An 18,691-nucleotide genomic window follows, 5' to 3' on the forward strand; every position below is an offset into this window, starting at 1 on the left:
CACCGCGGATGACGGCCCCTCAGGTGCGGGAGCGGCGGTCCGTCACCGCCAGGTACACGCAGACGCATGCCGGCGCCGCCTCGCCCACCGCGCAGGCCAGGGCCTGGGCGAGGCCGGAGCCCGCCTGCGCGGTGGTGATGTCGAACCAGGCGTCCAGGACGGCGACGCCCGCCGCGGCCGAGGCCGTGAGCCGGGCGGCGGGGTGCCGGCGCAGGCCCAGCAGGGACGTCGCCGCGCAGCCCGCGGCCATCAGCCCGTCCAGGCCGATCCAGGCCGGCGACCGGTGCCGGACCTCGGTGTCGGCCGGCAGGGTCAGGCCCGGCACCACCGCCCACGGCACCAGCAGGACGGCGGCCGCGCTCAGGAAGACCAGCGTCCACCGCTTCACCGCCACGGCCACCACGCCGACCGCCACGCCCAGCAGGAGCAGGGTCCCCCCCCGCGAGCTGCTTCTCGTACGACTGCTTCTCCACGCAGCGCCACGGCACCTGGCTCACCAAGGACGAACTCCTCGCGTTCCTGCGCGAGTACCGCGCCCTGCTGGACCGCTACGGCCACCCGCGCGAGACCGCTCCCGAGGGGGCGCGCCCGGTCGACATGCGTTTCCACGCCGTGGCCGAGCCCGTGGGAGAGTGGAGGAGTGAACCGACTGGCCCATGAGACGTCCCCGTACCTGCTCCAGCACGCCGACAACCCCGTCGACTGGTGGCCCTGGTCGGCCGAGGCCTTCGAGGAGGCCCGCAAGGCGAACAAGCCCGTTCTGCTGAGCGTCGGTTACTCCAGCTGCCACTGGTGCCACGTGATGGCCCACGAGTCCTTCGAGGACCGGGCCACCGCCGACTTCCTCAACGAGCACTTCGTCAGCGTCAAGGTCGACCGCGAGGAGCGCCCCGACGTCGACGCCGTCTACATGGAGGCCGTCCAGGCGGCCACCGGCCAGGGCGGCTGGCCCATGACCGTCTTCCTCACCCCGGACGCCGAACCGTTCTACTTCGGCACCTACTTCCCGCCCGCCCCCCGCCACGGCATGCCCTCCTTCCGGCAGGTCCTGGAGGGCGTGCGCGGCGCCTGGGCCGACCGGCGCGAGGAGGTCGCGGAGGTCGCCGGGAAGATCGTGCGGGACCTCGCCGGCCGCGAGATCTCCTACGGCGGCCCCGACGCCCCCGGCGAGGAGGAGCTCGCGCAGGCCCTGCTCGGGCTCACCCGCGAGTACGACGCGCAGCGCGGCGGCTTCGGCGGCGCCCCCAAGTTCCCGCCGTCCATGGTGGTCGAGTTCCTGCTGCGCCACCATGCCCGCACCGGCGCCGAGGGCGCCCTGCAGATGGCCGCCGACACCTGCGAGCGCATGGCCCGCGGCGGGATCTACGACCAGCTCGGCGGCGGTTTCGCCCGCTACTCCGTCGACCGCGACTGGATCGTGCCGCACTTCGAGAAGATGCTCTACGACAACGCGCTGCTGTGCCGCGTCTACGCGCACCTGTGGCGGGCCACGGGCTCCGAGCTCGCCCGGCGCGTGGCGCTGGAGACGGCCGACTTCATGGTGCGCGAACTGCGCACCGAGCAGGGCGGGTTCGCCTCCGCGCTGGACGCCGACAGCGACGACGGCACCGGGAAGCACGTCGAGGGCGCGTACTACGTGTGGACGCCCCGGCAGCTGCGCGACGTCCTCGGGGACGACGACGCCGAACTCGCCGCCCAGTACTTCGGCGTGACCGAGGAGGGCACCTTCGAGCACGGTCAGTCGGTGCTGCAACTGCCGCAGAGCGACGGCCTGGTCGACGCCGAGAGGATCGCCTCCGTGCGCGAGCGCCTGCTCGCCGCGCGCGCCGAGCGGCCCGCTCCCGGCCGGGACGACAAGGTCGTCGCCGCCTGGAACGGCCTGGCGATCGCCGCCCTCGCCGAGACCGGCGCCTACTTCGACCGCCCCGACCTCGTCGACGCGGCCGTCACGGCGGCCGACCTCCTCGTCCGGCTGCACCTCGACGAGCACGCCCGCCTCTCCCGCACCAGCAAGGACGGCCGGGCCGGCGCCAACGCGGGCGTGCTGGAGGACTACGCCGACGTCGCCGAGGGCTTCCTGGCGCTGGCGTCCGTCACCGGCGAGGGCGTCTGGCTGGAGTTCGCCGGGTTCCTGCTCGACCACGTCCTGGCCCGCTTCGCCGACGCCGAGTCGGGCGCGCTCTACGACACCGCCGCCGACGCCGAGCGGTTGATCCGCCGGCCGCAGGACCCGACCGACAACGCCGTGCCGTCCGGCTGGACGGCCGCCGCGGGCGCCCTGCTCGGCTATGCCGCCCACACCGGTTCCGAGCCCCATCGCACCGCCGCGGAACGGGCGTTGGGGGTCGTCAAGGCGCTGGGTCCGCGGGTGCCGCGGTTCATCGGCTGGGGGCTCGCGGTCGCCGAGGCGCTGCTCGACGGGCCGCGGGAGGTCGCGATCGCCGGTCCGGGCCTCGACGACGACGGCACGAGGACCCTGCACCGTACGGCGCTTCTGGGCACCGCCCCCGGCGCGGTCGTGGCCGTGGGGACCCCGGACAGCGACGAGTTCCCCCTGCTCGCCGACCGGCCTCTGAGCGACGGCAGGCCGACGGCGTACGTCTGCCGCAACTTCACCTGCGACGCCCCGACCACCGACCCGGAGCGACTGCGCACGGCCCTGAACGGCTGAGCGCGGCTAGCTCGCGAACTCCGCCAGGGCGCGTTCCACGATGGCCACCAGCTGTTCGTGGTGCGCGCCCTTCCAGTACGCGCGGCCGCAGTCCCGGCACTGGGCGAAGACGTCGTACGAGCGCTGTGTGCCGCCGCGCAACTGGTCCGCGACCTCCTCCTTGGTGGCCTCCTTCAGCAGTCCGTTGCACGCGGTGCAGCGGGTCCAGGGCCGCAGCGCGGGCCGGAACCGTTCCAGGACGTCGCGGAGTTGGGCTTCGGGGCTGGTGCTGTAGACGTAGGCGCCGGACCACAGTTCGCGGCGGCGCAGCAGGCCCCGGTCGCGGCTGAGCATGACCCGCTTCTCGGCGGCCGAGAGGGCGGCGAGCGCCGGGTCGCCGATGTCCGTCGACTCGTAGGCCGTGTCCACGCCGAGCAGGCGCAGCCGGCGGGCGAGGGTGCCGAGGTGGACGTCGAGGAGGAAGCGCAGGGGAGCCCCGGGCACCCGCTGGGGGCGTTCGACGGTCCCCACCTGCACGCGGTCGCCGGCGGCGGGCACGTAGGACGCCGGGACCTCCCGGCCGTCGACCCGCAGCGTGCCGACCTCGGTGAGCGGGACGCCGGCCGACTCGACGGCGTGTCCCAGGGAGGACACGCCGTCGGTGACGAGGGTCCGGTGCGGCCGGCGCTGGACGAACAGGGCCAGTTCGGGAGCGAACTCGACGTGGATCTCGGGACCGTTCACCCGGTCAGGATGTCACGGGCGGGAAGGGCGGGCTCAGCGGTTTTCCGTGGGGAGGCCGTGTTCCAGGACGTCCAGCGCGCGGTCCACGAGGTCGCGCAGGTCGTCCCGGAAGCCGTTCTCCGCCCAGCACATGTTGGCCTCCATCAGCCCGCCGACCAGGGACATCGCGGAGACGCGGACCTCCAGGGAGTCGGCGGGCAGACCGGAGCGCTCCGCGATGGCCCGGCGCAGCAGACGTCCGGTCTCCGACATGGACTCGATCATCCGGGCCCGGACTGCGGGGACCTGCGCCGACAGGTGCGCCCGGGTGCGCACCACCTCGGGGTCCTCCCGCGTCATCATGTCCATGGCCCGGTGCATCACGTACCGCACGGAGTCCATCCACGCCTCGTCCGCGGGCCGCGCGCGCAGCTCCTCCAGCATCAGCGGGTCGTACTCGTCCGTGAGGACGATGTCCTCCTTGGTGGGGAAGTACCGGAAGACGGTCGACGGCGACACCTCGGCGCGCTCGGCGATCTGCTCGATCGTCGTGGCGTCGTACCCCTGCTCCCCGATCAGCGCGTAGGTCGCGGCGCGGATCGCCTCACGGGTCTTGATCTTCTTGCGTTCGCGCAGGCCGAGCGGGGGGCGGTCGGCGGGGGAGAGGGGGGAGCGTGCGGCCGTCATGGACGTCATTGTCCGGCATCCGCCACGGCGCCGGCCATCGGCGGGGCGTCCTGCGGTGCCTTGGCGGCGACGGGTGCGTTCGGCAGGAACGCGGCGGCCAGCAGCGCCGACACGAGGGCGGCGGCGCCGCACACCAGCAGCACCAGGCCCATTCCGTGCACGTAGGCGCCGTCCGCGGACGCGGCGAGCCGGGGCGAGTGCGCCCTGACGGCGACGATGTGGGCCGCGACGACGGAGTCGCGGGCGGTGTCCGCGGCCCCGGCGGGCAGCCCGGCGACGTCCAGCCGGTCGCGGAAGGCGCCGGCGAGCAGGCTGCCGAGCAGGGCGATGCCGATGGCGCCGCCGACCTGACGCAGGGTCATCAGCAGGCCCGAGCCGCTGCCGGCCCGGTCCCTGGGCAGCGTGGCGAGCGCCCCGGACATGGCCGGGACCAGCGCGAAGCCGAAGCCGAGGCCGGTGACCGACAGCCACAGCGCGGTGAAGCCGTAGCCGGAGTGGACGGTCGTACGGCTGCCGAGGAACGCGGCGAACGCCAGCACCACCAGGCCCGCGCTGACCGTGGCCCGCGCGCCGAACCGCTGGGCGGCGGCCGGCGCCCCCTTCGCGGCGACCGTCAGACCGCCGATCATCGGCAGCAGCCGGATGCCGGTGCCCAGGGCGTCGTTGCCGCGCACGGCCTGGAGGTACTGCGGCAGGACGAACAGCAGGCCGGACAGGACGAACATCACCAGGGTCGCGGCGACGGTGTTGAGCAGGAAGCCGCGGTGGCCGAGCAGCGTCATGTCGAGCATGGGACGCGCGGACCGGCGCTCGCGCAGCACCAGCGCGGTGAGCAGGGCGGCGGACGCGGCGAACAGGGCGATGACCAGGGGGTCGCCCCAGCCGCGGTCGGGCGCCTCGATGATCGCGTAGACGAGGGCGCCGAGGCCGAGCGCGGTGCACGCCGTGGAGACGGTGTCGACCTTCGGGGAGGCCGGGTCGCTGGTCTCGGGCAGCAGGAAGACGCAGGCGGCGATGCCGATCGCGGCCATCGGGACGTTGATCAGGAAGACCGAGCCCCACCAGTAGTGGTTCAGCAGCCAGCCGCCGATGATCGGGCCGAGCGGCAGGCCGAGCGCGGAGGCGGTCGAGATGATGCCGACGGCCTTGGTGCGCTCGTCCGCGCCGAACAGCGAGGGCAGGACGGACAGCGCGAGCGGGGTGACGAGTGCCGCGCCGACGCCCATCACCGCCCGGGCGGCGACGACCCAGTTCACGTCCCCGGCCAGGGCGCCCACGAGCGAACCGGCGAGGAAGATCCCGAGGCCGGCGATCAGCATGCGCCGGCGGCCGAAGCGGTCGCCGAGCAGGCCCGCGGGGAGCATCAGGGCGGCGAAGACCACGATGTAGGAGTCGGCCATCCACTGCTGCTGGCCGGTGGTGGCGCCGAGGTCGGCGGCCATGGTCGGCAGCGCGACGTTGAGGATCGTCATGTCGAAGCCGAGCGTGAGCATGCTCGCGACCAGGGCCGCGAGGGCCCACCAGCGCCGTGGATCCGGAGTGACAGTAACCATGAAATGAGAGTAGCTCTCAAAATAGGGTTACTGTCAATCGGAATCGGCATGCAAAAAGGGCCACGGCGGGAAGCCGTGGCCCTGTGGGGTCGTGAGGGGCTATGTGTGCGTGTAGGCCACCAGCGAGATGCCGACGTAGTGGACGACGAACGCCGCGAGCGTCAGGGAGTGGAACACCTCGTGGAAGCCGAACCAGCGCGGCGAGGGGTTCGGCCGCTTGATGCCGTAGATGACGCCGCCGGCGCTGTAGAGCAGGCCGCCCACGATCACGAGGACCAGGACCGCGATGCCGCCGGTGCGCATGAAGTCGGGCAGGAAGAAGACGGCGGCCCAGCCCATCGCGATGTAGCAGGGGGTGTAGAGCCAGCGCGGGGCGCCCACCCAGAACACCCGGAAGGCGATGCCCGCGAGCGCCGCGCCCCAGATGCCCCACAGCAGCCACTGCCCCTTCGCCCCGTCGAGGAGCAGCATCGTCAGGGGGGTGTAGGTGCCCGCGATGATCAGGAAGATGTTGGCGTGATCGAGTCTGCGCAGGATGCCGTCCATGCGCGGGCTCCAGTTGCCGCGGTGGTACAGGGCGCTCACGCCGAACAGCAGGCAGGCCGTCAGGGCGTAGATGCCGCAGGCGATGCGGCCGCGGGGTGAGTCGGCGAGGGCGGTGAGCACCAGGCCGGCGATCAGGGCGGCCGGGAACATGCCGAGGTGCAGCCAGCCGCGCAGCTTCGGCTTGAGGGGTTCGGTGATCTGCTGGGCGTGCTGCTTGATCTGGTGCGGAATCGAGCTCGCCTCTGGCCGGCGGCCGGCGGCCGGCGTGTTCTTGGCGGCGTCGGGGACGGGCGCAGTCATGCCCTGCATCGTACCTACGGAACCGTAAGTTAGGGATCAGAGCGGGCCGACAAGCGACGAAGAGTGGCCATCCTCTCATGCCCGGTGGGCGCGCGGCCCATGGCCGGTGGGCGTGCGGGCGTCCGGCAAAAGAACCTTCAGGTGAACTCAACGTGCACGCAAAATCACGCGTGGAAACACGGTTGTGCGTGACGATCCCCACTCCGCTCACTTGTGAGGGCCTCTGGACATATGGGCACTCGCCTCGGATCATCAAATGAGTGCGGTCGGCACCGGATGAGCGCTGAAGATCCAGTCATGCAGCATCCGGGTCGCAGCCCCCACGGGGCCTCCACAATCACAAATCCCTCATTTAGGAGCAATCGTGGCGCGCGACATCGCGGCTCCCACCGTGATCCCCACCAACCACCAGGAACTGATCTCGTGGGTCAACGAGATCGCGGAACTGACCCAGCCGGACAACGTGGTCTGGTGCGACGGATCCGAGGCCGAGTACGAGCGCCTGTGCGAGGAGCTCGTCGCGAAGGGCACCTTCAAGAAGCTCGACCCGATCAAGCGCCCGAACTCCTACTACGCCGCCTCCGACCCGAGCGACGTCGCCCGGGTCGAGGACCGGACCTTCATCTGCTCCGAGCAGGAGAAGGACGCGGGCCCGACCAACCACTGGAAGGCGCCCGCGGAGATGCGGGAGATCTTCCAGGGCGAGAAGGGCATCTTCCGCGGCTCGATGAGGGGCCGGACGATGTACGTCGTCCCGTTCTGCATGGGCCCGCTCGGCTCGGACCTCTCCGCGATCGGCGTCGAGATCACCGACTCCGCCTACGTCGCGGTCTCCATGCGCACCATGACCCGCATGGGACAGCCGGTCCTCGACGAGCTCGGCTCCGACGGCTTCTTCGTCAAGGCCGTGCACACCCTGGGCGCCCCGCTGGCCGAGGGCGAGGCCGACGTGCCGTGGCCGTGCAACTCCACCAAGTACATCTCGCACTTCCCCGAGAGCCGCGAGATCTGGTCCTACGGCTCCGGATACGGCGGCAACGCCCTGCTCGGCAAGAAGTGCTACGCCCTGCGCATCGCCTCCGTGATGGCGCGGGACGAGGGCTGGCTGGCCGAGCACATGCTGATCCTCAAGCTCACCCCGCCGACCGGCGAGTCCAAGTACGTGGCGGCGGCCTTCCCGTCGGCCTGCGGCAAGACCAACCTCGCCATGCTGGAGCCCACGATCTCCGGCTGGACGGTCGAGACGATCGGCGACGACATCGCCTGGATGCGGTTCGGCGAGGACGGCCGGCTCTACGCCATCAACCCCGAGGCCGGCTTCTTCGGCGTCGCGCCCGGCACCGGTGAGCACACCAACGCCAACGCGATGAAGACGCTGTGGGGCAACTCGGTCTTCACCAACGTCGCCCTCACCGACGACAACGACATCTGGTGGGAGGGCATGACGGAGGAGACTCCGGCCCACCTCACGGACTGGAAGGGCAACGACTGGACGCCGGAGTCCGACACCCCGGCCGCCCACCCCAACGCCCGCTTCACCGTGCCCGCCTCGCAGTGCCCGATCATCGCGCCGGAGTGGGAGGACCCCAAGGGCGTGCCGATCTCGGCGATCCTCTTCGGCGGCCGTCGCGCCTCCGCGGTGCCGCTGGTCACGGAGTCCTTCGACTGGAACCACGGCGTCTTCCTCGGCGCCAACGTCGCCTCCGAGAAGACCGCGGCCGCCGAGGGCAAGGTCGGTGAGCTGCGCCGCGACCCGTTCGCCATGCTGCCCTTCTGCGGCTACAACATGGGCGACTACATGGGTCACTGGATCGACGTGGCCAAGGGCAAGGACCAGTCCAAGCTGCCGAAGATCTACTACGTCAACTGGTTCCGCAAGAACGACGCAGGCAAGTTCGTCTGGCCGGGCTTCGGCGAGAACAGCCGCGTCCTGAAGTGGATCGTGGAGCGGCTGGACGGCAAGGCCGAGGGTGTGGAGACGCCGATCGGCGTCCTGCCGGCCAAGGGCGCCCTCGACACCAAGGGCCTCGAACTGTCCGAGTCCGACCTGGACTTCCTGCTCACCGTCGACAAGGACGTGTGGCGGGAGGAGGCCTCGCTGGTTCCCGAGCACCTCAACACGTTCGGCGACCACACGCCGAAGGAGCTGTGGGACGAGTACCGGGCGCTGGTGCAGCGCCTCGGGTGACTGTCCGCTCCGCTCCCGGAAAGACTCCGCGGCCGGCTGGGATGTGCCCTGACCAGTGATCGTCACGGCCGGCCGCGGTGAGAGTCGGCGAGGCCGCGCACAATGGCGTGCGGGGCTCGGGCCTGTCCCTGTTCTCCCGTCCGCCCCGACGGGAAGAGCGGGACAGGCCTTCGTCGTTTTCGGGTGCGGCCCGGTGGGGGCTTGTCGCGCAGTTCCCCGCGCCCCTTAGACACTATGGTGAACGTTCTTCCAAGTAGCGGGTGTGGGTTTCCTGGCGGCGGGCCTCTGTCTCTCGCAGCGCCGCGGCCAGGGTCTCCGCCTCCTCCTGCAGGAGGGTGAGCTGTCGCTCCAGGTGGCGTTCCGGGGGGTCGGTGCCCGGGGTGAGGCGGGTCCACCAGCGGGTGCGTACGTAGCTGTCGACCGCCTCGGGGATGTCCTGCCGTACCGTCCGGGACAGGGTGTGGACGCCCTCCGGGTCGTGGGCGAGGAGTTCGGACGGCCGGCCCGGGTCCAGCAGGGCCGTGAGCAGGTCCGTCAGTTCCGTGAGGCGGCCCGCGGCGGCCGGGGGCAGGTCGACCTCCGCCAGGTAGGCGCACAGCTTCCCGAAGTCGGCCCGCAGCTCCTCCAGTTGGGCCGATGGCGACGGGAAGTCCGGCAGCGGCGGGCGTTCCGGTGGGGCGATCAGGGCGCCGGCGCCGTAGAGGCCGGCGACCACCACCGGCCAGTAGGGGCCCGCCAGACCCGTGAAGGTGAGCGCGAGGCCGGCGAGACCGCACACGCTGCCCGCGATGTTCTTGCGGGACTCCAGGTACTCACTGATAGCCACGGATCTCCTCGAAGGCGCCGTCCAGCGAGCCCTGCCGGGCGTCGAAGAGGCGGCCGCCGGTCAGGTCGGCGATGTGGGACAGCTCCTTGCGGTCGGAGTCGCCGAAGAGGATCGGGAAGACCGGGATCTCCCGCCGGCCGGCGGGCAGCGAGCGGTAGAAGGCGTCGAACTCCGCGGCCTTCGCGCCCGTCGTGTTCTCGCCGTCCGTCATCAGCACGATCGACGTGAACGTGTCGCGGTCGGTGCCGAGATGCCCGTACGCCTTCTCCAGCGAGGTGTAGATCGCGGTGTCGCCGTCGGCGGACAGGGCCCCGGTGTCCGCGCGAATCGCGTCGAGTCCGGCCTTGGGGTCGGCCGGGTCGACCACGTGCGTGCGCACGCTCTTGACTCCGGAACCGAACGGCATCAGCGTCACCGCCTCACGCTCGCGGAAGTCGCCCGTGAGGTCGGTCAGGGCCCGCTTCAGCCGGGCCAGCCGGTCGCCGTCCATCGAGCCGGAGGTGTCGAGGACGTAGACGGTGCGGGAGGGGCGGCGCAGCTCGTTCTCATAGGAGTGCAGCAGGCCGTCGGCGACGGAACGGGAGCCCGGGAAGGGCAGTTCGCGGCGGCGGGCGGTGTCGAGGCCGGGCGCGGGCGGCACGGACGGGATCACCGGGCGGCGGTGGGTCGTGGTGGTGATCCGCCGCTGGATCGCCGGCGTGCGCAGCGCCTCGGTCAGACGGCGGACCTCCTCGCGGGTCGCCGCGCCGGTGCCGGCGAGCGAGGAGAGCGGGTAGTCGGCCGTCACCACGCCGTCCTTGGGGCGGATCACGGTCAGGCCGGGGATGCCCGCGAGGACGGACTCGTAGTTGAGGAGCGCGTCGACGTTCGCCCGCCGCTTGTACGCCGTCGCCAGCCAGCCCGACGAACCCGACGTCAGCTTCTGCCCCTGGAAGAACTCCTTCAGACGGGGAGTCGCCTTCGCCACGTCCGCGTCGGTGAGTGCCGACTGGGCGCCGGAGAGCGCGGAGGCGACCGAGATCAGGGTGGAGAAACCGGAGTTGGAGCGGGCCGGGTCCGTCATGCCGTAGGTCAGTCTTCCGTCCTGTACGGCCTTTTCCACCTGGGACCAGGTGACGTTCCGCGGCTGCCAGCCGAGCGCCCGCACGGTGGCCGTCCGGACGCCGACGGCCACCGGGCTCGACATGACCGGTGTCTCCGAGACGACCTTCCTCGCCGCCTCGGGGCGCAGCCGCAGATAGTCGTCCGACGACAGCCACACGGCGTCGTAGCGGCCGTCCGCCCGGCCGGACGCCAGCAGGTTCACGGCGTCGAGGGTGCCCATGTAGGTGGGGCGGACCCGGAGCCCGGTGTCCTTGCGGACCTGCTCCAGGACGGGCGCCATGTCGGCGAGCTCGCTGGAGGCGAGGACGCGCAGGGCGCCGGGCTCGGGGGCGGCGGGGTCGTCCTTGTGGGCCGTGCTGCACGCGCTCAGCAGGGCGGCCGCCGACAGGACGGCGGTGAGCGTGCGTCTCACGCGAGACCCCCTTCCAGGGCGCCCCGCGACCGGCTGCGCTCCAAGTAGGCGCTCGCGGACTGGAGTTCGGCCGTCAGGTTCTCCACGGTCGTCGCCATCGCCTCGGTCGCCTGGACCTTGTAGGTGTCGATCGCGTCCAGCGTCCGGTAGATCTGCTGGAACGCGGCGCGCAGGGTCTCGGCCCCCACGGCCGGGTCCGCGGCGATCCGCTGGATCTCCCCGCTCTGCGTGGCCAGCATCTCCGCGTTCCCCCGGATCAGGTCCTCCGTGGTCCCGCGCAGGGCGTTGACCTGCTCGACGACCTTCTTCTGGTTGTCCAGCGCGGACGCCAGCATCACCGAGATGCGCAGGGCGGACACGGTGGTCGTGGCGGCCCGGTCGACGCCCTTGATCAGTTCGTCGTTGTTGCGGCGTACGACGTCCATGGCGAGGTAGCCCTGGGCGCACACCGCGAGCTGGGTGAGCAGGTCCTGGTGCTTCTGCCGGACCGGGAAGAGCACGTCGGCCCGCAGACCGTCGGCCGTGTCGGGGTCCGCGACGCCGGCGATGTGCTGCTCCACGGCCGCGTCCAGGGCCTCGGTGTGCACGACGTACTCCTGCAGCTTGCCCATGGTCTCCCACAGGCGGACCCGCTCGGTCTGCAACGCGGCGTTGTCCCGGCGCAGTTCGTCCTGGCCGCCGCGCAGCGAGCCCACGATTCTGTTCAAGGTGCCCTGCGCGGAGGCGTACTTGGCGACGTGGTCGCGCAGCCTGTTCCCGCCGGGCAGCCGGGAGAGGAGCTTGCGTCCCTTGCCCGCGGGCAGGTCCCGGGGGTCCAGGTCCTCGACGACCCGCCGGAGTTCGACCAGCGAGCCGGCGACCTTCGACGGGGCGTCCCCGCCCTTGCCCGGCAGGCTGCGGACGGTCCGCTCCAGCATCCGGTTGGACTGCGCGGCCGCGGACCGCATCTCGCCGGCGCCCAGGCTGGTGATCTCGCCGACCTTGCCGGCGAACTCCGGCGAGCGGGCGTCGAGGGCGGCGAGCCCGGCGACGTAGGCGGAGGCCTTGGCGGCCATGTCGGCGCGGACGCCGTCGTCCACCGGCACGAGTCCGCCGGCCTTGTCCCGCGGCACGGGCGCGACCGCGTCGGGCGGGGTCAGTGTGAAGACGTCGTCCCCGCTGAGGGTGGGCTGATGGCTGTGCTGAGCTGTGTCGTCGAAGCCGTTCACAGAAGTGCCCCCGTTCATCCGCGCGCCCGGCGCGCCATCTCGTGCAGCACCGCGGAGGTGGGCACGGGCGCCTGCCGGACGCCGGTCAGTCGTTGCCTGAGGTAGGTGGTGTCCGTGGCGAACTCGGACGCGTCGCCCTGCGGCCGGAACCCGTGCCGCACCGCGAGCCGCCGCAACTCCTTGTCCGTGCTGAGGAGTTCGGCGAGTGCCTTGCCGTCGTCCGTCAGCGGTACGACGGTGTGGTCGCTGTCGACCGTGGTGTCCGGGTAGAGCACCACCAGGTCGTCGGGCTTCTGTCCGCCCGCGAGCAGCGAGGCGACCTGCGACTCGTAGACCCAGACCAGCGGGTTGCCGGCCCCGCTGACGAAGTCCCGGAAGACCGCGTCCGAGCCGGTCTGCTGGGCGCCCTGCACGGTGACGAGCTTCTTCAGCAGCGGTCCCGTGCGGTCGAGGCCGCTCCTGTCGGCGACGACCCGGCCGCCGTTGGCCACGTAGGAGGCGGCGGCGAGGTAGAGGGCGCCGGAGTTGGAGGACTCCGGGTCGGTGCTGGAGATGAACAGGGTTCCGCTCAACTCGCCGTACTTGCTCGCCCCCTTGAGCTGCTGCCAGGTCCGGTCGTGGCGGGCGGCGTCCAGCAGGGCGGTCATCCGCACCGTGCCGCGGTGTCCGGTGTCGAGGGTCGCCAGGCCGTTCGCCGCGAGGACCTGGGCGGCGCTGCGGTGGGCCACGACGACGAGCGGCGAGTAGAAGGGCCGCGGGAGGGTGCCGCGCACCCGGTGGCGGGCGGCCAGTTCGACGGCGGGCGCCTGGCTGGACGGGAAGGCCAGGTCGTAGCCCTTGAGATCGAGTCCCTCCATGGCCCAGGACCCCGAGGTCTCGGCCTTCACGGTGTAGCCCTTGGCGGCGAGGGCCTTCACCACTGCGGGGTCGGCGAAGTACTCGGCCTTCTCCGACCCGATCACCATGCGCACGGTCTTCGTTGCCGTGCCCTTGTCGTCCGCTTCCCGGCCCGCGAGGACGGCAGCCACCACGCCACCCATCAACACGACCGCGAGGACGATCCCTACGATGCGTCTCACGCCGTGGAGAGTGCTCGCGGAACCCAACATTCCCCGCCGTCAAGCATGAACGGGGGGTGACATACCTGCCCCGGCCCTGCAACGCGCCCCTGAGGGGCGCGGGGAACTGCGCGACAAGCCACGACGAACCCGCACCCGCCGACGAGCAGGCGCCCTACGGCGACAAGGCGCCCCCGCTCAAGCCGACGCAGTGCATGGCACCCGGTCCGCGCGTCGCTGCGGGTGCACGCGGACCGGGGCCGTCAGAGAGAGCCCCGCGGGGAAGCGGGGCTCAGGTGGACGCCAGCTCGCACGGCTCCAGCGCGGCCGCGTGGACGTCCATCTGCTCGGCGGCGAGGATCGCCGCCGCCGTGTCGGCGCGGGAGGCCGCCACGACCAGGGCGCGGCCCGCGAGGGCGTGAGCCCGCTCGTGCAGGGCCGTGACGTCGGCGTCGGACGGCGCGGACGTCAGCCGGGCCGGCGTCGCGCCGCCGCGCAGCCGGGCCACCTGCCGGGCGAGCCGCTCCGCCGCCTCGTCGAGGCCGGGGGAGGGGGCCACCGCCCGCAGCTCGTCCGTCACGGTCAGCAGGGCCGCGAGATGACCGGCGAGCTGGATGTCCAGCTCCTCCTCGCGGGAGCGGTGGGGGAAGTCGGAGGTCGTGCCGGCCATCGTGCTGTGGACCGACTTGGTGCGGATCGGTTCGTACATGGATGGCCTCCTGTGCTGTCAGGAAGCCATCCTAGCTTAGATTCCGTCTAAAGTTGAGTGAACTGCAAAGATCAGGGGCGGTGGAGGTTTACGGCTGACCGTAGCCGTCCAGGAAGCGTCCGATCCGGCCCATGGCGTCCCTCAGGTCCGTGACCGTCGGCAGGGTCACGACCCGGAAGTGATCGTGCTCGGGCCAGTTGAAGCCGGTCCCCTGCACGACCATGATCTTCTCGTTGCGCAGCAGGTCCAGCACCATCCGCCGGTCGTCCTTGATCTTGAACACCTTGGGGTCGAGCCGCGGGAACAGGTACAGGGCGCCCTTGGGCCGTACGCAGCTCACGCCGGGGATCTGCGTGAGCAGCTCGTACGCGGTGTCCATCTGCTCCTTCAGCCGGCCGCCCGGCAGCACCAGGTCGTTGATGGACTGACGGCCGCTGAGCGCGGCGACCACGCCGTGCTGACCCGGCATGTTCGCGCACAGCCGCATGTTCGCGAGGATCGTCAGGCCCTCGATGTAGGAGTCGGCGTGGGCCCGCGGCCCGGAGATCGACATCCAGCCGACCCGGTACCCGGCCACCCGGTAGGCCTTCGACATGCCGTTGAAGGTCAGGGTCAGCAGGTCCGGGGCGACCGCGGCCGTCGGGGTGTGGGTGGCGCCGTCGTAGAGGATCTTGTCGTAGATCTCGTCGGAGCAGACCAGCAGGTTGTTGCGGCGGGCGATGTCGGTGAGCCCCTTGATGACCGCCTCGTCGTAGACGGCCCCCGTCGGGTTGTTGGGGTTGATGATGACGATCGCCTTGGTGCGGTCGGTGACCTTGCGCTCGACGTCGGCGAGGTCGGGCATCCAGTCGGACTGCTCGTCGCAGCGGTAGTGCACGGCGGTGCCGCCCGACAGCGACACCGCGGCCGTCCACAGCGGGTAGTCGGGGGCCGGTACGAGGACCTCGTCGCCGTCGTCCAGGAGCCCCTGCATCGCCATCACGATCAGCTCGGAGACGCCGTTGCCGATGAAGACGTGCTCGACGTCGGTCTCGATGCCGAGGGTCTGGTTGTGCATGACGACCGCCCGGCGCGCGGCCAGCAGGCCCTTCGCGTCGCCGTAGCCGTGCGCGGAGGAGACGTTCCTGAGGACGTCCTCCAGGATCTCCGGCGGGCACTCGAAGCCGAACGCCGCCGGATTGCCGGTGTTCAGCTTGAGGATGCGGTGCCCGGCCGCCTCCAGCCGCATCGCCTCCTCGAGCACCGGACCGCGGATCTCGTAACAGACGTTGGCGAGCTTCGTCGACTGGATCACCTGCATGTCAGGGAGCTTACGGCCCGGTAACGCCTTTCGGGCCGTGTTTTCCGCCACGTGAGACGCGTGGTTTGTGCTGTTATCGCCGGTAGCTGTCTCGGCGGCCCCACCCGTCTCTACAATGCGCGGCCATGTCGAGGCCAGCCGAGTACGAGAACGGGGCGCAGGGGACGGGCGTCACCCACCCTCCGGTGGACGGTGGTGTGCAGGACCCGCCGAGTGTGTACCACCCGCAACAGCAGCCGGCGCCCTCCTACGAGGAGTACGCCGACCCCGCCGCCGCGCACGGCTGGCAGAACGCCTACGACGAGACGGCCCGGCTGCCCGCCGTGGTGCCGGACGCCGACCGTCCCCGGCCGCGCACCGCCCCCGGCCACCGTGCCCGGCGCCGGCCCAGCCGCTGGCGTTCGCCGCGGGCCGCGGTCGCGGGCGCGGTGGGCGCCGTGTCGGTCGCCGCCGTGATCGCCGGGTTCTCCTTCTCGGGCGCCTCCGCGGGCGGGACCGGCGGGAAGGAGACGCACCCGGGGCCGTCGGCCACCGACCTGCCCGCGCCCACCGGCCAGGAGGAGTCCGCCGCGAGCGGCGACGCACCCGCGTCCACCGGCGGCGCGCCGACCTCCGCGACGCCCGCGAAGGACGCCGCGACGCCCGGGGACACGACCCCGTCCGCGAGCCCGACGGTCACCGCCACGGCCTCTCCGCAGCCCTCCGCCCCCGCCACCACGTCCGGGTCCGACCCCGTCGAGACGACCTACGCGCCCGGCAACTCCGGCAACAACCCCGGTCACGGCAAGCGGCCCCGGTAATCGGTCGGTGGCGCAAAGCCCCTCCCTGCCGCGGTCCTGAAACGACTCCTTGCCCCGCCACCCCTCTCCCCTCACAATGCCCATGACAAATACGCGGGCGACCGGAAGACCTCCGGTCGCCCAAGTCGTAAGAGGGGACCCCCACATGAAGAAGCCTCTCGGCGCCGTCGTCACCGCCCTGGTACTGGCCGGGGCCGGCGCGGCACCCGCGGTCGCGGCGCCCGTCAAGGACAGCGCCGCACCCACCCTGCAGGCCGTCAACTTCGCCGGCACCGTCTCGCTCAGCAACTGCTCCGGCTCGGTCATCCGCTTCCCCAACTCCGCGGACACCGACCCGGCGCTGGTCATGACCAACGGCCACTGCCTGGAGACCGGCTTCCCGTCGCCCGGCGAGGTCATCACCGGCCAGTCCTCCAGCCGCTCCTTCGGACTGCTGAACTCCTCCGGCAGCCGTATCGCCACGCTGCGGGCCAACCAGGTCGTCTACTCGACGATGACCGACACGGACGTCACCATCTACCGGCTGACGACCACGTACTCCGCGATCAGGAGCTCGTACGGCATCAGCCCGCTGACCGTGCAGGACACGCACCCCACGGCCGGCACCGCGATCACGGTCGTCTCCGGCTACTGGAAGCGGACCTACGCCTGCAACATCGACGGCTTCGTCTACCGCCTGAAGGAGGGCGACTGGACCTGGAAGGACTCGGTCCGCTACACCTCCGCCTGCCAGACCATCGGCGGCACCTCCGGCTCGCCGGTGATCGACAACGCCACCGGCAAGGTCGTCGCCGTCAACAACACCGGCAACGAGGACGGCGAGCGCTGCACGGAGAACAACCCGTGCGAGGTCGACGCGAGCGGCAACGTCACCGTCCGCCAGGGCATCAACTACGCCGAGGAGACCTACCAGATCCCGGCCTGCTTCACCACGGGCAACAAGCTGAACCTGAGCGCGAGCGGCTGCACCCTGCCCAAGCCGTAGCTCAGCCGCGGGTGGCGTTCCGTCGTACGGGACTGCGACGGACCGCCCGCCCCGCCAGCACGTCCGTCCGCCGCCCGTCCTCGATCACGAAGCGGCCGTCGACGAAGACGTACGGAATGCCCCTCGGCAGCGTCCGCGGATGCTCGTACGTCGCTCCCGCCGCCACCGTCTCCGGGTCGAACAGGACCAGGTCGGCGCGGTACCCCTCGCGGACCAGGCCCCGGTCCTCCAGCCGCAGCCGCGCCGCCGGACGCGAGGTGAGGTGGGCCACGCACTCCTCCAGCGACAGCACGCCCAGCTCCCGCACGTAGTGGCCGAGATAGCGGGGGAAGGTGCCGAAGGCGCGCGGATGGGGCTTGCTGCCCTGCAGGATGCCGTCCGAGCCGCCGGTGTGGACCGGGTGCCGCATGATCGTGCGCACGTTCTCCTCGTGGCCGACGTGCTGCAGGATCGTCGAGCCCAGCCGGTCGCGCAGCAGCAGGTACCGGGCGGTCGCCCACGGGCTCTCGCCCCGCAGCTCGGCCGACTCCCGCACGCTGCGGCCCACGAAGCCGGCCAGCTCCGGCTCGCTCACCCCGGAGATCTCGATGGTGTCCCAGTCGATGGGCACGCCGTGGCAGCCGTCCGAACCCACGGCCTCCAGGTGGTGCCGGATGCGCTCGGCCGTGTCGTCGTCCGCCAGGCGCTTCAGGACCGCCTCCGGACCACCCTCGTTCGCCCAGCTGGGCAGCATCGCCGCCAGGGTCGTGCAGCCGGGGGTGTAGGGGTAGGTGTCCAGCGTGATGTCCGCGCCGGACGCCAGCGCGTCGTCCAGCAGCGCCAGCAGTTCGGGCGCCCGGCCCTCGTTCACGCCGAAGTTCATCGTGGCGTGGGCGAGATGGAGGGAGCAGCCGGCCTCCCGGGTCAGGTCCACCATCTCCGCGTACGCCTCCAGGGCGCCCGCCCCGTAGGAGCGGTGGTGGGGGCAGTAGTAGCCGTCGTAGGAGGCCACCACCCGGCACAGCTCGGTCAGTTCGGCGTCCTTGGCGTACATGCCGGGCGTGTAGGTCAGCCCCGAGGACATGCCGACCGCGCCCTGCTCCATGCCCTCGGCGACCAGCTGCCGCATCCGGTCCAGCTCCCGGGGCGTGGCCTCGCGGTCCTCCCAGCCGACGGCGAGCATCCGCACGGTCCCCTGGGGGATCAGATAGGCCGCGTTCACGGCGATGCCCCGGTCGAGGCGGTCCAGGTACTCGCCCACCGAACGCCAGTCGAAGTCGATGTCGTCGCCCGGGCCGTTCCAGCCGGTGATCGTCCGGCGGACCTCGGCGAGGGTGCGGTCGTCGACCGGCGCGTACGACAGCCCGTCCTGGCCCAGGACCTCCAGGGTGACCCCCTGCGCGGCCTTCGCGCTGTGGTCGGGGTCGCGCAGCAGGGCGAGGTCGCTGTGGGCGTGCATGTCGATGAAACCGGGGGACAGCACGAGCCCTTCGGCGTCCAGCTCCCGGCGCGCCTCGGGCCGCTGGCAGCCGGCCGCCGCGGCTTCCTTCACGATCGAGACGATCCGGCCGCCGTCGATCACCACGTCCGCGCGGTACGACGGCTCACCGCTGCCGTCCACGACGTCGGCGTCCCGGATGACGAGCTCTTCCACGGCGGGCCC

General features: G+C 71.7%; 16 protein-coding genes. 4 read left to right on the forward strand and 12 right to left on the reverse strand.

Annotated features, from left to right (window positions below; genetic code table 11):
• Positions 1-19: 19 nt before the first annotated feature.
• A complete protein-coding gene (locus M8J74_RS00675; RefSeq protein ID WP_249834505.1) occupies positions 20-415 on the reverse strand; it encodes a hypothetical protein in 396 nt (131 codons plus the stop codon).
• A 225-nt stretch (positions 416-640) separates the two neighbouring features.
• Here M8J74_RS00675 and M8J74_RS00680 point away from each other — a divergent pair, with 225 nt between their 5' ends.
• Positions 641-2,671, forward strand: a complete 2,031-nt coding sequence (locus M8J74_RS00680; protein WP_249834506.1) for a thioredoxin domain-containing protein — start codon at positions 641-643, stop codon at positions 2,669-2,671.
• Between the two features lie 6 nt (positions 2,672-2,677).
• On the opposite strand, the gene M8J74_RS00685 is transcribed toward M8J74_RS00680, so the two are convergent.
• The 4 genes from M8J74_RS00685 to trhA all read right to left on the reverse strand — a co-directional run bounded on the left by M8J74_RS00685 (position 2,678) and on the right by trhA (position 6,459).
• Positions 2,678-3,394: a Mut7-C RNAse domain-containing protein gene (locus M8J74_RS00685; RefSeq protein ID WP_249834507.1), complete on the reverse strand. Its 717-nt coding sequence runs from the start codon at positions 3,392-3,394 to the stop codon at positions 2,678-2,680.
• 33 nt (positions 3,395-3,427) lie between these two features.
• Positions 3,428-4,060, reverse strand: coding sequence for a TetR/AcrR family transcriptional regulator (locus M8J74_RS00690; RefSeq protein WP_443744574.1), 633 nt, complete (start codon positions 4,058-4,060; stop codon positions 3,428-3,430).
• 5 nt (positions 4,061-4,065) lie between these two features.
• Positions 4,066-5,613, reverse strand: a complete 1,548-nt coding sequence (locus M8J74_RS00695) for an MFS transporter (RefSeq protein ID WP_249834509.1) — start codon at positions 5,611-5,613, stop codon at positions 4,066-4,068.
• 99 nt (positions 5,614-5,712) lie between these two features.
• Complete coding sequence (trhA, locus tag M8J74_RS00700) at positions 5,713-6,459, reverse strand: PAQR family membrane homeostasis protein TrhA (protein WP_058923526.1); 747 nt, start codon at positions 6,457-6,459, stop codon at positions 5,713-5,715.
• A 364-nt stretch (positions 6,460-6,823) separates the two neighbouring features.
• Here trhA and M8J74_RS00705 point away from each other — a divergent pair, with 364 nt between their 5' ends.
• The gene (locus tag M8J74_RS00705; protein ID WP_249834510.1) at positions 6,824-8,647 is read left to right on the forward strand and encodes a phosphoenolpyruvate carboxykinase (GTP); all 1,824 of its coding nucleotides are present in this window, start codon (positions 6,824-6,826) and stop codon (positions 8,645-8,647) included.
• A gap of 232 nt (positions 8,648-8,879) precedes the next feature.
• Here the strand turns inward: M8J74_RS00705 and M8J74_RS00710 are convergent, their stop codons facing one another.
• From M8J74_RS00710 to M8J74_RS00735, 6 genes are all read right to left on the reverse strand, one after another.
• Positions 8,880-9,473, reverse strand: coding sequence for a hypothetical protein (locus M8J74_RS00710; protein ID WP_249834511.1), 594 nt, complete (start codon positions 9,471-9,473; stop codon positions 8,880-8,882).
• Positions 9,460-10,989 (reverse strand): substrate-binding domain-containing protein, encoded by a 1,530-nt coding sequence (locus tag M8J74_RS00715; protein WP_249834512.1) that lies wholly within the window; start codon positions 10,987-10,989, stop codon positions 9,460-9,462. The genes M8J74_RS00710 and M8J74_RS00715 overlap by 14 nt, the downstream gene beginning before the upstream one ends.
• Positions 10,986-12,215 (reverse strand): toxic anion resistance protein, encoded by a 1,230-nt coding sequence (locus M8J74_RS00720; RefSeq protein WP_372500084.1) that lies wholly within the window; start codon positions 12,213-12,215, stop codon positions 10,986-10,988. The genes M8J74_RS00715 and M8J74_RS00720 overlap by 4 nt, the downstream gene beginning before the upstream one ends.
• On the reverse strand, positions 12,212-13,276 hold the full coding sequence (locus M8J74_RS00725; protein WP_249834514.1) for a substrate-binding domain-containing protein: 1,065 nt from the start codon (positions 13,274-13,276) through the stop codon (positions 12,212-12,214). Before M8J74_RS00725 ends, M8J74_RS00720 begins: the two co-directional genes overlap by 4 nt.
• A gap of 271 nt (positions 13,277-13,547) precedes the next feature.
• A complete protein-coding gene (locus M8J74_RS00730) occupies positions 13,548-13,964 on the reverse strand; it encodes an SCO4983 family protein (RefSeq protein ID WP_249834515.1) in 417 nt (138 codons plus the stop codon).
• A gap of 88 nt (positions 13,965-14,052) precedes the next feature.
• A complete protein-coding gene (locus M8J74_RS00735; protein WP_058923519.1) occupies positions 14,053-15,264 on the reverse strand; it encodes a pyridoxal phosphate-dependent aminotransferase in 1,212 nt (403 codons plus the stop codon).
• A 125-nt stretch (positions 15,265-15,389) separates the two neighbouring features.
• On the opposite strand from M8J74_RS00735, the gene M8J74_RS00740 reads away from it, so the two are divergent.
• Both M8J74_RS00740 and M8J74_RS00745 read left to right on the forward strand, forming a co-directional pair.
• Complete coding sequence (locus tag M8J74_RS00740; protein ID WP_249834516.1) at positions 15,390-16,064, forward strand: hypothetical protein; 675 nt, start codon at positions 15,390-15,392, stop codon at positions 16,062-16,064.
• A 145-nt stretch (positions 16,065-16,209) separates the two neighbouring features.
• Positions 16,210-17,049, forward strand: a complete 840-nt coding sequence (locus M8J74_RS00745) for a trypsin-like serine peptidase (RefSeq protein WP_249834517.1) — start codon at positions 16,210-16,212, stop codon at positions 17,047-17,049.
• A 1-nt stretch (position 17,050) separates the two neighbouring features.
• Here M8J74_RS00745 and M8J74_RS00750 read toward each other — a convergent pair whose 3' ends face one another.
• Positions 17,051-18,682 (reverse strand): N-acyl-D-amino-acid deacylase family protein, encoded by a 1,632-nt coding sequence (locus M8J74_RS00750; protein ID WP_249834518.1) that lies wholly within the window; start codon positions 18,680-18,682, stop codon positions 17,051-17,053.
• Positions 18,683-18,691: the final 9 nt, after the last annotated feature.

The sequence above is a fragment of the Streptomyces panaciradicis genome, from assembly GCF_023516615.1.
Taxonomy (GTDB): domain Bacteria; phylum Actinomycetota; class Actinomycetes; order Streptomycetales; family Streptomycetaceae; genus Streptomyces; species Streptomyces panaciradicis.